Annotated in this window: 14 protein-coding genes; 3 read left to right on the top strand and 11 right to left on the bottom strand. The window is 43.3% G+C overall.

From position 1 onward, the window contains the following. The first annotated feature begins 19 nt into the window (after positions 1-19). On the top strand, positions 20-1,285 hold the full coding sequence (gene nagZ / locus AC1DOV_RS15555; RefSeq protein ID WP_477550370.1) for a beta-N-acetylhexosaminidase: 1,266 nt from the start codon (positions 20-22) through the stop codon (positions 1,283-1,285). Positions 1,286-1,407: 122 nt separating this feature from the next. Here nagZ and fabI read toward each other — a convergent pair whose 3' ends face one another. The 7 genes from fabI to AC1DOV_RS15520 all read right to left on the bottom strand — a co-directional run bounded on the left by fabI (position 1,408) and on the right by AC1DOV_RS15520 (position 6,505). After that, positions 1,408-2,184 (bottom strand): enoyl-ACP reductase FabI, encoded by a 777-nt coding sequence (fabI, locus tag AC1DOV_RS15550; protein WP_076269326.1) that lies wholly within the window; start codon positions 2,182-2,184, stop codon positions 1,408-1,410. A gap of 32 nt (positions 2,185-2,216) precedes the next feature. Then, on the bottom strand, positions 2,217-2,807 hold the full coding sequence (locus AC1DOV_RS15545) for an AAA family ATPase (protein WP_477550369.1): 591 nt from the start codon (positions 2,805-2,807) through the stop codon (positions 2,217-2,219). Between the two features lie 69 nt (positions 2,808-2,876). Continuing rightward, on the bottom strand, positions 2,877-3,770 hold the full coding sequence (locus AC1DOV_RS15540; RefSeq protein WP_477550368.1) for a DinB family protein: 894 nt from the start codon (positions 3,768-3,770) through the stop codon (positions 2,877-2,879). Positions 3,771-3,807: 37 nt separating this feature from the next. Next, the gene (locus AC1DOV_RS15535) at positions 3,808-4,524 is read right to left on the bottom strand and encodes a class I SAM-dependent methyltransferase (RefSeq protein ID WP_477511997.1); all 717 of its coding nucleotides are present in this window, start codon (positions 4,522-4,524) and stop codon (positions 3,808-3,810) included. Positions 4,525-4,697: 173 nt separating this feature from the next. Next, the gene (locus tag AC1DOV_RS15530; RefSeq protein ID WP_477511996.1) at positions 4,698-4,973 is read right to left on the bottom strand and encodes a hypothetical protein; all 276 of its coding nucleotides are present in this window, start codon (positions 4,971-4,973) and stop codon (positions 4,698-4,700) included. Between the two features lie 14 nt (positions 4,974-4,987). Then, a complete protein-coding gene (locus AC1DOV_RS15525; RefSeq protein WP_477550367.1) occupies positions 4,988-5,533 on the bottom strand; it encodes a hypothetical protein in 546 nt (181 codons plus the stop codon). A gap of 75 nt (positions 5,534-5,608) precedes the next feature. After that, positions 5,609-6,505, bottom strand: coding sequence for an AraC family transcriptional regulator (locus AC1DOV_RS15520; RefSeq protein ID WP_477550366.1), 897 nt, complete (start codon positions 6,503-6,505; stop codon positions 5,609-5,611). A gap of 132 nt (positions 6,506-6,637) precedes the next feature. On the opposite strand from AC1DOV_RS15520, the gene AC1DOV_RS15515 reads away from it, so the two are divergent. Further along, positions 6,638-7,477, top strand: a complete 840-nt coding sequence (locus tag AC1DOV_RS15515; protein ID WP_076269320.1) for a phytanoyl-CoA dioxygenase family protein — start codon at positions 6,638-6,640, stop codon at positions 7,475-7,477. Between the two features lie 679 nt (positions 7,478-8,156). Further along, entirely contained in the window at positions 8,157-9,506 is a 1,350-nt protein-coding gene (locus tag AC1DOV_RS15510) for a lytic polysaccharide monooxygenase (protein WP_477550365.1), read from the top strand. Between the two features lie 127 nt (positions 9,507-9,633). Here AC1DOV_RS15510 and AC1DOV_RS15505 read toward each other — a convergent pair whose 3' ends face one another. The 4 genes from AC1DOV_RS15505 to pucL all read right to left on the bottom strand — a co-directional run bounded on the left by AC1DOV_RS15505 (position 9,634) and on the right by pucL (position 14,211). After that, the gene (locus tag AC1DOV_RS15505) at positions 9,634-11,559 is read right to left on the bottom strand and encodes an ABC transporter ATP-binding protein (RefSeq protein ID WP_477550364.1); all 1,926 of its coding nucleotides are present in this window, start codon (positions 11,557-11,559) and stop codon (positions 9,634-9,636) included. Between the two features lie 188 nt (positions 11,560-11,747). Beyond that, positions 11,748-12,809, bottom strand: a complete 1,062-nt coding sequence (gene add, locus AC1DOV_RS15500; RefSeq protein WP_477550363.1) for an adenosine deaminase — start codon at positions 12,807-12,809, stop codon at positions 11,748-11,750. 67 nt (positions 12,810-12,876) lie between these two features. Then, positions 12,877-13,254, bottom strand: coding sequence for a hydroxyisourate hydrolase (uraH, locus tag AC1DOV_RS15495; protein WP_477550362.1), 378 nt, complete (start codon positions 13,252-13,254; stop codon positions 12,877-12,879). Between the two features lie 6 nt (positions 13,255-13,260). Continuing rightward, positions 13,261-14,211 (bottom strand): factor-independent urate hydroxylase, encoded by a 951-nt coding sequence (gene pucL, locus AC1DOV_RS15490; RefSeq protein ID WP_477550361.1) that lies wholly within the window; start codon positions 14,209-14,211, stop codon positions 13,261-13,263. Positions 14,212-14,226 lie beyond the last annotated feature (15 nt).

Raw genomic sequence — 14,226 nt, 5'->3', positions numbered from 1 at the left:
TGCAACGAGGGAGGAATTTATGATGATAAAAAAAGCAGTTACACTACTAACCCTTTTAATCCTTTGTTCAAGTTGCAGTACGGGTAACACTTCAACATCTCCATCACCAACAATAAGTCCAAGTGACCAGCCAACGATTATGCCTAGCCCGAAACCGACTGACAAATCGACTGACAAGCCAGCGGAACAAAATGATCCGCTCAAACAAAAAATCGCCAACATGACTTTAGATGAGAAAATCGGCCAAATGGTCATCGTAGGTCTTGAAGGTACTTCAATGGATAAGCAGGCAAAAGAGCTGATTGAAAAATACCGGGTTGGCGGATTTATTTTGTATAAGGACAATATGAACGATGCAGCACAAATATTAAAACTGCTTAATCAGCTAAAAGAAACCAATCAAAAAAATCAAACACCTCTATGGCTAAGTGTCGATCAAGAGGGCGGGAAAGTGAATCGTATGCCCGAAGAGTACATTAAGCTTCCTCCCCCCGCTGAGGTTGGTAAAGCTGGCAATACCGATTACACATTTCAAATTGGACAAGCGCTTGGTGAAGAAGTTCGCTCCATCGGATTTAACATGGATTTTGCGCCTGTATTAGATATTAACAGCAACCCAAAAAATCCTGTCATCGGCAATCGATCCTACGGGACCAACGCAGAAACAGTCATTACACATGGCCTGGAAACGATGAAAGCCATTCAATCTAAGCAAGTGGCTGCAGTCGTCAAGCATTTTCCAGGACACGGCGATACTTCAGTAGATTCTCATCTCGATCTGCCTGTCGTGAATAAATCCTTGGCAGAGCTTAAGGCATTTGAGCTGCTTCCATTCGTCGAAGCGATCCAGCAGGATACCGATGCGATTATGATTGCCCATTTGTTAATTCCGAAGATCGATAAAGACTACCCTGCTTCCCTTTCCAAAAAGATGATTTCGAAATTATTGCGCGAGGAACTCGGTTATGAAGGAGTCGTTATGACTGATGATATGACGATGGGCGGCATAACGGAGCATTTTGATGTTGGGAAAGCTGCAGTCACATCGATTTTGGCTGGAAGTGATATCATCCTCATCGGACATGATTACAAAACGCAGCTATCCGTCCTCCAATCGCTCAAAAAAAATGCACGCGACGGCGTTATTTCGAGGGATATGCTGGATAAAAGCGTTTATCGCATTTTAAGCTTAAAAGAAAAGTATAAGCTTGAAGATAAAACACTACCTTCTATTGATGTAAAAGCTGTCAATCTTCAAATCAAAGCCGCTATTCAATCAAAATAAAGTGAATTGCAGGAGACAGATCTACCCTATCGTTCGAATCGACTCTACCGCATAGGTTAAAACATCCATAAAAAAAGCTCAGACCTCGTTATGAGATCTGAGCCATTTTTTATTTGAACGAATTACAAAGCAAGAATGTGATAACCGGCATCCACGTGAAGAACTTCCCCTGTGATGCCTCTCGACAACTGGCTAAGCAAGAACATCGTTGCATCTCCAACTTCATCCTGATCTATATTGCGACGAAGCGGCGCTCTTTCTTCGATCGTGGACATAATGTCATTAAAGCCTGAAACGCCTTTTGCAGCAAGCGTCCGAATTGGACCTGCAGATACCGCATTAACACGAATTCCATATTTGCCCAAATCCTCAGCAAGGTACATTACACTGGCTTCAAGCGCAGCTTTCGCAACGCCCATAACATTATAGTTTTTTACCACTCGTTCTGCGCCGATATACGTTTGCGTAACGATGCTTCCGCCTTCGGTCATAAGCTTCTTCGCTTCACGCGCAACGGCAACTAACGAGTAGGAGCTGGAGTTTTGCGCAAGCAAATAACCTTCTCTTGTTGTGTCTACATATTCCCCTTGCAACTCATCCTTCTCAGCAAACGCGACGGAATGAACTACGCCATGAATAACGCCAACCTTCTGCTCCAATTGCTTAAATGCCTCAATAACACTATTGTCATCAAGCACATCGCAGGAAACGGCTTCCAACGCTTCTATTTGATGCTGCTCGAGCAGTTTTTTGAGTTTTTCCAATGATCTTTCCTTACGGTAAGTGAAAACCAGCTTAGCACCTTGATTATGCAGTGATTTAGCTACTCCCCAAGCTATGCTGCGTTCATTGGCTACACCCATAATTACGATTACCTTGTTGTTCATTAAGTTAGACATGATGTTCCTCCCAGTTTCCTAATTTCTTTTTCTTAAAATCGAATGTACTTCACCTGCGTGATCACGCGATCAAACGATCTTTTTAACGAGCTTCTTTGGTCCGGCAGCAATTGAATATTCGAAAGCGAAGCGATATGCTCCACATTATCCATGATGGACGAATGATCCGTTTGCAGATGGTGACCAAACCTTTCATCCGAAAGAGCTGCCACACATCTCTTTATTTGCTGTATCGGCCAAGAGTTTTTCCGCTCGCCTCTGCCCCGAAGTCGTTTCATTAAAGTCTCTTCCGTTGCACACAGAGCATAGTGAATAATTTCCACTCCATCTCCCCGTAAGCGACCAATGATCTCCTCAAAATATTGCGGATTAACGACTGTCATCGGTACGATTATGATGCCATCATAGGTTTCATCGAGATGCTTCAGCATCGCATAATTAAAGTCACGCCACATCGGATTTTGTTGAAAATCACTCGTATGAGTTGAACGCGGTGTATTTTTACGAATAAAATAACCAACATTCTCTGGATCGTATACAAATGAATGTTCCGCTCTTTTATGCAGTTCATACGCAGTTTGTGTCTTCCCAGCGCCAAACGCGCCATTAATCCATATAATCATGACTGTCACCTCGACATCATTGTCATATCATTGTTCTATACTAACGATTCGCTTCGTCATATTCAACTTCTATTTCGAAATTGGCATACTTTTTTCTATTAAAGCTGCCTGTCGCTCATAGATAATATAATCTGTAAGTATCGGTTCTGCTCCAGCTTGCCTAAGCAATAAAGCGATTTGCCCGCGGTGGTAGCTGCCATGCAAAACAACCTGCGTAAGGATATCGCTTATTTTTGTAGTAAACGGATTTCCTTTACTGTCTGAGTAATCACTTTCATTCCCATAGTCCGATTCAACCAGCTTGGAGAACAAAATTTCATAGTCCGCTTTATTTTGCTCAGCGAAACGTTCACATTGCTCTAAGGTGTGCGTCGGCCAAATCGCCATCCCCGCACTATCTTCTCCATTAATACGGGTTAGCCATACCTTCTCGGCAGCAAGGACATGACTAAGCAAGCTTAATGGCTTCTCCATAGGAAGGTCACTCGATTTCAACGCCATAATAACTTGAGCATTCGCCCACGCGATATGTTGGAAACACTTCACAAAATGATTATGTAAATGTCCTTCATTAGATTTGCCAACTGTAACAATATGAAGCGGTATTGATAGAGTCGATGACAATGTAATTTCGAGCTGCTGCCCAGGAACTAACTCATTTAAAATTTCAGGATAGATGACTCTAATTCGTTTCACTTTGCCGTTTTCGTTTAAAACATAAATAATATTTTTATGCTTGCTAACCATTTTGGCATGGATGATTTGGTAGTTTTTGTTGAATACATCCACGACGTATACTATAAAAAAAACAATCATTACAAAACCCATAAAGAAGAAAAAGAAACCTATAGCTTCAGGACCATCATTCATATAAATGTTTATAAATTGAATAACGGCATTCATGCCTAGTACAAAGCTTGTCAGAAGCCCCATATAGAAAGATTTCATCGGTTTAAGATTCATTTGATCAACCTCCTCAATGTTGTTGTCAACGTACAATTTATCCTATCTTTCGGACGACAAAAGTGATGCAATCACTGCTCAGCAAAATATCCCTTTCATTTCTAACGATTGCAAATTCCAGCTGTTTGACGTGGTGGTCAATAACTTCCCAGCTCATATATGCTTTGCTTAACAAATGCTCCATCGCTTGTGTTTCCATATTTACTTCAATAAGAACTTCTAGACTTTCACCGCTTCTTATATCTGTTTCGCGAATATTGGTGTTTATGATGATACAATTGATTCCATTATCTTTTGTACCCGCAGTCATATGATGCAGTGTATGACGCAACATCGCTTCAGTATTCACATGCTCCAGCGAGGATACTGCTACAATATAATCATATTCTTTCTCTGAAATTGTAAAATTGCCTATATCGCTTGCAACAGGCTTTAGTAAATGATGCACTCCAAATTGCTCGCCATAACTCATTAGCTTACTGAGGGCTGACTCCAAGAGATCCACGCATACCACTTGTCCATGAATATGATGTTCTTGCAATACCTTTGCTATCGGTATGCTATTTCTACCTACTCCGCAGCCTAAATCAAGAACAGATAGCGGGCCTGATTTATCAAGTAAGTCAAGATTTTTCATAACCGTCAGCACAGGCTTATGCAGCCACGAGCCTTCCTCAAACAATTTATAATCATCATAGCAGACTTCGTGATATTTTTTCTCTTCCTCTCTAATTCTCGCTACCCTCTCATCCATAAAATAACCCTCTCTCTTTTTATGTGGCGTACTGGGTAATATTGATAGGTCTACTTAAATCCTGACATAACGGTGAGGTCGAAGCAACAAAATTTTACATCGATATCGCATAATTAATGGGTAAATAAAAAAAAGGAATTGCTGACTCGCGCCGAGCAATCCCTTTAGATTTATTATGGCTCAATGGAAACGAGCGTAGGTCTTTCCCATTTTCGGTGTTCATATTTAATATAATAATCATGATCCACTTCAATTAGTTTATAGATGCCTTTAGGAATTTGAATCATGTCTTGATGCCCGCTCAAATCCTGAATTTTGATGGCTGTTTCATGAACCTCAATCACTTTCACCTGTGCTCCTGTTACATTCGAGTAAGAATTCCATATCGCTAATGCAAACAAGAGCAATAGGACCATTCCGATGGCAGCGAGCCTGTTAGTCTTTTTCATATCTACCTCCAAAATTAAGCTTGTTGATCCTCAGCAAGCATTTCTTTTATCATCTCAATATTTATTGCTGCTCTATGATTCAAGGACTTTTTGTCCTTTAGGTTTAACGATTTTAAATCATGACCCGGATCGATGATCAACGCACTCGACATAACGTCATCCAGAAGCTGAGCGGCTGATTTATACGCTTGATGAAGCAGCTCGGTACTCGCTTTACTTCTAACTAGTTTAATTATTTCGATCATATTTTCAGCATACATCAGCTTTACGATACTATCGGACGACTTGACGTGACGATTAGCGAAAGCCATAACATGCTCTACTATTATTGGATCTGGATTGTTTTTGGCGATCGACAGCAGCTCAAGAACAGCGTCCCAGTTTCTAATCGACAGCTCACTGGCATTTTTGGCAATCATAACATCGTACCATGCCGTTTCCGTTTCTTTTGCAATCTCGTAGGACTTGTACTCCTCTAGCTCTCCCGCGCGATGCATTTGAAAATAATTGCCGTAGTAGGCAGTGAATAACTCTTGTGCACGACTATTCGTGTCTACCATTCTATCTCCACCTTCAAATTATACCTATAAACAAATGTCCAACTAGTATAGCAACTATACGATGATTTCGATACCTCATTCTTGCTTCTTATCATTTATTGTTTTCTTCGTTTGTCCAAGCATGCGAAATTGAGACGGCGTAAGACCCGTTACTTCCTTAAATTGATGACTGAAATAATGAATGCTTTTGAATCCGAGCCTTATCGAAAGCGACTCCATCTTCTCCCCTAGAAGAAGAGCCTGCTTCGCTCTCTTAATCCGTTCTCTAATAATAAAATGCTTCGGTGTAAGTCCCGCTTCTTCCTTGAACAATTTAGAGAAATGGATAGGATGATAACCGCATAATGCAGCAAGCTCCGCTACCGACCAGTTGTAATCGGGCTGCAGCTGCATCGCTTGAATAGCAGGTTCTATTTTATGATTGGCATTAGCCGACAAACTGCCTTCCAGCATATGCCGATACATAACCGTGATTGCTTGTATCATTAAGGCACGCAGTGCCATGGTATACCCCGGCTGCTCCCCTTTATACTCCTTAACCATACGCGTCCATATCGCTTCCAGCCCAGGCACTTCAAACAATGTGGGCATAAGAAGCTGGCTTGCCGTCCCGCACACAAGTACCGGATTGTTAGAAACACCCTGTGGCGGCCATGAATTGAAAAACCGAATGCCAAGTCCAGGATGCACAGGCTCTGGAGAATCATGCTGCCAACTGAAATGAATGCTGTAAAAGTCCGTTTTCTCCGTTGCTTTCAAATAGGACTGACAATCAGGACCGTAGTATACGCATTCTCCAGGTCCGATCGTATAGGTCTGATTATTGATATATAGCTCGGCACAGCCCGTAATGACGTTCATGATTTGGCAGTCGGGAATGACTCGAACTCCCCAATTCTCGCCTGCTTCCGCCGTTTGTCTAACGGCGAAGTTGACTGTTGGCGCTATTTTCTCAAGCTCGATAGTAGACATATGCGCTCCTTTTCTCCACATGATAAGAAAAACACAAATGATTCATTGATTTAGGAAAATACAATGCTTCACGCTTTCATTATGATTAGGTTATCAACAATCATAATCAAGCTTGAGGAGAGGTGCAAGAGTATGTTGAATGCTGCACAGTTAGCTGAATTCGAGAAAAATGGTTTTTTGAAAGGCGATGTGGTCTTAAACGATGCTGAGGTTGAACGTTTACGCGAGGAACTAGATTTGGTTATGGAAGGAAAAGCGGTCAAGAAACCCATTCTTAACCACAATATGCGTGAGGAAGAAGCTGACTCCTTATACAAAGGCATGAAGATGAGCGTCAGTGAAAAGGTAGTCCAAATCGTAAATATATGGATGGCTAGTGATGCTTATTTGCAGCATGCCGGACATTCGGTTATTTGCGAAGAAATCGCACAATTATGCAAAACCGATACCCTTCGTGTCTGGCATGATCAGATCCAGTATAAACCACCGGTAACGGGTGGACCGACGCCATGGCATCAGGATCATCCGCTGTGGCCGGTTATTCAGCCAGCTGACCTCGTCAGTGCATGGGTTGCCCTTGACGATGCAGTCATCGAAAACGGCTGCATGTGGATGGTACCCGGCAGTCATAGATGGGGCGATCACCAAAAATATCTAGCAAGTACGCCTGACTTTATGCCTTTTCATCGCAAGCCAGAATTGCTGCCTGAAGGCGCAGTCGTTGAAGCTGTACCGTTCGAGATAAAGAAAGGACAGGTCGGCTACCATCACAGCCTCACTTGGCATGGCAGCCCGCACAACCGCTCCGAGCTTAAACGTAGAGCAATCGCTGTTCATTACATGCCTGGCCACACCATCTATTCGCCAACAAGCAATCATCCCATGGTGCCTTATGTAACGGTTAATGAGGGAGATATTTTATCAGGCGAGCACTTCCCTGTAGTTTACAGCGCAGCTGCTGCAATGAAATAATCTATTCATATTTTAAAAATATATCTAAATTGATAAAGGCGAATTTCCATTCTATTAGGAATGAAAATTCGCCTTTTTTTATGTTTTTCTATATGTCTGCTGTTTCAATCGGATTCATAGTCAAATCACTTTTTTTGCAATTTGGCTGTCTTTGCTGGATTTTTCAGTAAAAAGAGATTTTTCTCCTATCCAAAGTCCTAGAATATCTTCCAAAATCCATGTAAAAATGATAATAATACCTTTCACCATTCATCGAAAAAGCCTTTATCCATGCGGCATAAGCGTCATTTTATAATCGTTTTAATCCTTTATTTGTGATATTCAATCAAAAGTTTGATTAAATGCTCCAAAATACACTCATAATTGTCGCGAAAATATAGTACACTGAGTTCAGCGACAAACACATTATACATTTGTCCCCCCTAAACACCCGTAATGACCTCCTAAAATGATTTAGCCATTCATCAATCTAGAGCCAATTGCCCTTTTGAACAGCGCAGAATACACAAACTAAACTGGATATGAACTCTTTGGAGTTTATATATACAATCTCTATGAACAGGAGGTTTGTTCCTGCACGTTTGCTCAAATGCAACACGAAACGAATAAGCGTTGGTCATTCCAGCTCTTAGACGTGACGGCAATTCCATCTTCCCCAAATTTGAAGGAGGCTACTGCATTGTCAACTATTCGTTCATCACATTTTAAGGTAAAACATCTTCGTACTTACATTGGCATTCTGCTTATTACTGCTCTAGGATTGACGCTATTCTCCCAACAGCTTTTTGCACATGGTTATGTTGAAGGGCCTGCCAGCCGTGCTGCACTTTGTAAATCTGGTCAAAATACCGATTGTGGTCCAATCGTTTATGAGCCTCAAAGCCTTGAAGCACCAAAGGGTTTCCCCGCAGCAGGTCCTGCTGACGGTAAAATAGCTAGCGCTAATGGCGCTTTCCCTAAACTTGATGAGCAATCCGCTACTCGCTGGTCGAAAGTGAATATGTCTTCCGGTCCAAATACATTTACTTGGAAGCTGACTGCTAATCATGCAACAGCTAGCTGGAAATACTATATAACAAAACCAAATTGGAATCCAAATGCTGCGCTAACTCGGGACTCCTTTGATTTAACGCCATTCTGTTCTGTAAATTATGGCGGCACGCAGCCTCCATTCTCCTATTCGAACAGCTGCAACGTACCTGAACGCAGCGGATATCATATCATTTTGGCGGTTTGGGAAGTCGCTGACACACCGAACGCTTTCTACAATGTCATTGACGCAAACTTCAGCGGCAGCAATCCTGTTGATACGCAAGCACCTACAGCACCCTCCGCTTTAACGACTACAGCGAAAACAACGAACAGCGTGTCCTTGGCATGGAATGCTTCGACGGACAATGTAAGCGTTACCGGATACCGGATATATAACGGCAGCACTTTAACTGGTTCCGTTTCTGGAACAACTCTTGCTTACAATGTAACGGGATTAGCTGCGAATACAGCTTACACATTCAGCGTCAAGGCCATCGACAATGCTGGCAATGAATCCAGTGCAAGCAACTCGCTGTCAGTTACAACGAACGCTCCAGTCGGCAATGATACACAAGCGCCAACTGCACCAGGCGCCCTTCATGTAATGGGTGCGCCAACATCCAGCAGCTTAATGCTTATGTGGAACCCATCAACTGATAATGTAGGAGTATCAGGCTACCGCATTTATAACGGAACAACGTTAGTTACAACAGTAGCCGGCACTGCAACCTTCTACACGGTTACAGGACTTAGCGCAAGCACAGCTTATACATTTAATGTTCAAGCGATCGATGCTGCCGGTAATGTTTCCGCTGCAAGCACGGTTACTGGAACAACGGCTGCCGCTTCAACGGCTGCACCTTGGGCTGCCAATACAGCATACACAACAGGTACACTTGTTTCGTACAATGGCTCCACATACGAGTGTCGTCAATCTCATACCTCGCTTGTAGGCTGGGAACCTTCTAATGTTCCTTCGCTATGGCTTTTGAAATAATTCAGGCACTCTGAGCCAATTGGGTTTCAAACCTCGAATGAGTACAAAAATGCCTCGTAACAAAAAAGGCTGTCCCTCAAGGTCAATGTAGATCTAGACCTTGAAAGGCAGCCTCTTCTATTGTTCTTTATTGCGCCAATCCTGTCATCTCTTCAGGCTTCATTGCCTTCAATTGCTGTTCATACAATTTGCGATAAAGTCCGCCTTCTCGAAGCAGCGTGCGATGACTTCCTCTTTGTACAATTTCTCCATCATCGATAACCAATATCTGATTGGCGCGAACAACAGTAGCTAAACGATGCGCAATGACAAATGTTGTCCTTCCAACCATGAGGCGTTCAAGCGCCTCTGTGACCATAGCTTCCGACTCGGAATCAAGAGCAGATGTCGCTTCATCCAAAATTAATATTTTGGGATCCTTCAAAATCGCTCTCGCAATGGCCAGCCTTTGCTTTTGTCCGCCCGACAATCGCATGCCTCGTTCGCCGATGACAGCTTCATAACCGTCCTTAAACGCGATAATGAAATCATGGGCATTTGCTGCTTTTGCAGCTGCGACAACCTCGTCATCCGTAGCATCGGGTCGACCATAAACCAGATTATCCCTAATCGTGCCCGAGAAAAGTATGTTTTCCTGTAAAACCAATGCAATATGCTTTCGCAAATCATCCAGATTGTAATCACGCACATCGACGCCGTCAATAAATACCGTACCCTCTACAGGCTCATAAAATCGCGGAATAAGGTTGATTAAAGTCGATTTGCCTGCGCCGCTTGGCCCCACAAGCGCAATCACTTCGCCGGAGCGCGCTTCAAACGTAATGTCCTTTATGCCCTGTCTTTCTTCAATCGTGACTTCCGGCGGGAATGGATGTACATTCGTTGGTTTCCAATAAAACCGTTTCGTCGCCTTCTCACGTTCGATGATATCCGTGTCTTCAGTTCCGTTAACGGTTTGTGGAGGTATTATATTTCGTGTTTTATAGTTATAGGTAACATTAACGAAAACGACATGCCCATCACACCTTGGCATAGGAAGCGCATCTTCTGACTCCTTAATCGAAGGTTTCTCATCAAGCATCTCAAACACTCGTTCGATATTTGTAATCGAGTTTTGAATGGTGACATTAACATCTGCGAATCGCTGTATCGGTCCATAAAGATTGCCCAGCAGCAATTGAAAAGCGATGATTTCACCTGCTGTCATTTTACCTGCAAGCACTAAGCTGCCTCCGCCGAGCCAAATGATAATGCCGCCGATATGGGCAAACGATTCACTAAGCCTGCCAAGCACATTTGAGAATAAATGAGCGTACACCGTATGATTATAATGCTGCTTTGTCTGCTTGCCAAACCGGGCCCGCTCCTGTCTTTCACCGTTGAATGCTTGCACGATCCGTATCCCCGCCATACGCTCGACAAGAGTGCCTGAGATACGCTCCATCTGCCGATGAACCGAACGCCATGCAAGCCGAATATGCACATTCATGTTCGTAAATGACAAGTAATAGAAAGGCAAAATAATAAGTGAAAGCGATGCTAAGTACACATTCATCCGAAATAACAGAAACCCCGCAAAAAGCACCATAAACAAATCGAGAACAAGGTTAATGATGCCCCCGCCAATCAAGTTTTGTGCTCCTCCGATGTCATGAATGACTCTAGAGGATATTCCTCCTACTTGCCTCTGATCATAGAAGCTGACAGGCATTTTTTGCAGATGATGATACAGCTGCTCGCGAAGATCCTTCATCATCCGATTGCCAAGCATAGCTGAGAAATAATTTCTTAAAAAGCTGACAATAACACCAAAAAATAAAATAATAGCCATGATGCCTACAATTTGATAAAGCCCCCAGTCCCCTTTGCCTGCAAGTACATCGTCGAGCAAAATTTGCGTGTAGATGGGTGTTGATAGAGGTGCAACGAATTGAACCATACCTAACAAAATGATAAGTCCTATCGACCACCAATAAGGTTTTGCCCATAGTAAATATCGTTTAACTGGACTAATGTGAATCCCTCCCGAAACACAATTAATAACTTTTTCCATCTTAGTTCATGATGTAAGGGATTACAAAGCCCAAGGTGCACAGGATATAGCAGAAAATGGTTGCGATTGGGAGTAATGTCTATCTGTCAAAGCTCAGATGAAACATTTTCAAAAAATTCAAGGATTTAGGGGCAAAAACAAAGGCTTCACGTCAAAATCTGACGTGAAGCCTTTTACCTTATATTTTGTTAAACCTTAAATCCTTTTGCTGCCCATTCATTTTCCAGCTTAGCAATCAATAATTGTTTCTCTGCTTCCTCTAAGAAAGCAGCCTTTGCGCCGTTTAGCACGATTTTGGCGATATCATTCATCGTTAAGCCGCAATGCTCAGCCAGCTGCTCATATTCCTTCTGAATCGTCGTATTCGAAACCGTTCGGTTGTCTGTATTTACTGTAACAATGATCCCTTCCTCCAAATAACGGCGGATCGGATACGCGTCCCAGCTTGGAACAGCTTTTGTCTGGATGTTGCTGAGCGGGCACATCTCCAAAGGTATTTGCCGTTCCCTCACGAGAGCAACGACCTCCGGGTCTTCCTGCATTCGAATGCCGTGGCCGATACGTACAGCACCTAAGCCTGTGACAGCGACTCGCACGTTTTCCGCACCTGCCGCTTCTCCCGCGTGGATCGTAATCGGCAGCCCCAGCTGCTGTGCCTCTTCAAAGAGCTGAAGGAACAGCTTGGCGGGAAATCCTGCCTCGTCACCAGCCAAATCGACGGCAACGACTCCTTTATTATAAAATCGCGCTGCTTCTTCAACAACGTCCTTATTGAGCGCATAGGAATGATGCCTCATACAAATAATGATTGCTCTAGCTACCGTGCCAAATGCTTGCTCACCGCGCTTTAAGCCATTTATCACATGCTGGATGACATCCTGAATGGTTAAGCCTTGTGTGCGATGCAGCTGAGGAGCAAAGCGCACTTCAATATAGCTTACCTTATCGTTTGCAGCCTGCTCAACAAGCTCATATGCAACTCTCTCTAACGCTGATCCCGTTTGCAAGTACGGCAAGACAAAACCAAACTTGTCCAAATACTCCTTTAAGCTCTCGCAAGTTTCTCCAACCTGCATATGAGACAGAAGCTCTGTTTCCGAATCTATTTGTAAAGGATTCCCTTGCTCTATAGCGAGCTCCCTAATGGTCTCCGGCTTTACGCTCCCATCTAAATGCACATGCAAATCAACCTTTGGCAGCTGCGACAATAACGTTGTCATAGCTGCAGTTTTTTCATTCATTAACGCCATCGTCAAATCTCCTTTCGGTATATTCATACACTATCCTGATATTTTGTATACATGAACGCAAAATGAGCTAGCTTCCGCGATAGGTGCTGTAGCCGCCAGGAGCAACTAATAATGGAACGTGATAATGCGAGTTTTTATCGCGAATTCGGAACCTAATTGGAATTTCATCAAATATGCTCTCTGCTATTGCTGACAAATGTTCCGATCGCCGAAAAAATTCTCCTGCTGCAAAAACGATCTCATAGGTTCCGCACTCCATACTTTCACCCAGAAGCAATGGCTTATCAACGCGTCCATCTTCATTCGTCTGATAAGAACCAATGAGCCTAGGCTGGTTTGCAGCTTCCGCACTCTCCTCACCCAAATACCATAGCTCTATGGTTATGCCAACAACCGGTTTGCCTCCAGCAAGATCAAGAACATGCGTCGTAACTTTCCCGTTCACACTGCATCACTCTCCCTCAATCAGGTCAGCTCTTGTAAGAGTGAATCCTTGGAAGCCATAAGGCGGACGTGGTTCAGTAAACACGCCTGCTGCTGCGGAATGCTCAGGTTCCATTACCGTTTCCCATGTCCGATTGTTCGACTCGAATCGAACCTCAGACAGCTGCGGGAAGGTTGTAAGAATGCTTTTTCCAATTTGATAGATTAAATACTGAATGGAAGGTGAGTTTGCAAGATGGAACAACGTGTGGGCTAAATCATGGATCTGCTCGGATGGAACATAATTTCCGCGCCGACTGTCCAAAGCATCCTCTGCATGCTCATAAGTCCAAAAGATATGAAGGAAAATAAATAAAGGACGATCATAGCTTTCAGGCAAAGTTGTATATTCATCGCGAACGAATCCATAAAACGAGCTGCCCCTCACCTTAATGAGCTGAATGTGGGACAAAGCACTTTCTTGCTCAGCGAGTTGCAAGCTATTGGCTGTACGTATCCATTTTTGCGAAGCGCTCGCATGCTCGTTGTGCGATCTTCGAAACACAAGCTGGCTATCGTTCCAGCTGCTGCCTTCGGCAATCGTGACGGAGTTAAAAGGCAGCCGATCCGCACGAATCTCAATCGCATCTATATGCGAATAACGCTCCATAAATCGCTCGCTTATGAAAGCTAGCAATCCCTCTGTTGTACTTCCTTCATAATGAGCAGTTTGCCGTAATATAAAATTTTTCATCGAGTCAGTAGCTACGACCTGCGCATTGTCACCCTCCGTAAAGGAGGTAAGCAGCACCTCGCTGCTCACAGAGAAGGTTATGTTATGAGCAAAAATAATATTAGGATCACCCGTATAAGTTGATTGAGGAATCGATTTAACAGAAAGCGGTATTGCGTATGTCCGGTAGCTCAGCACATCGCCTTTGCCATAATATAATGTTCGTCCGCTGCGTAATTTTAGCATAATGATCGTTCCTTT

The sequence above is a fragment of the Paenibacillus sp. 01T47 genome, assembly GCF_056398245.1.
This window is presented reverse-complemented; position numbering and strand designations above follow the sequence as displayed.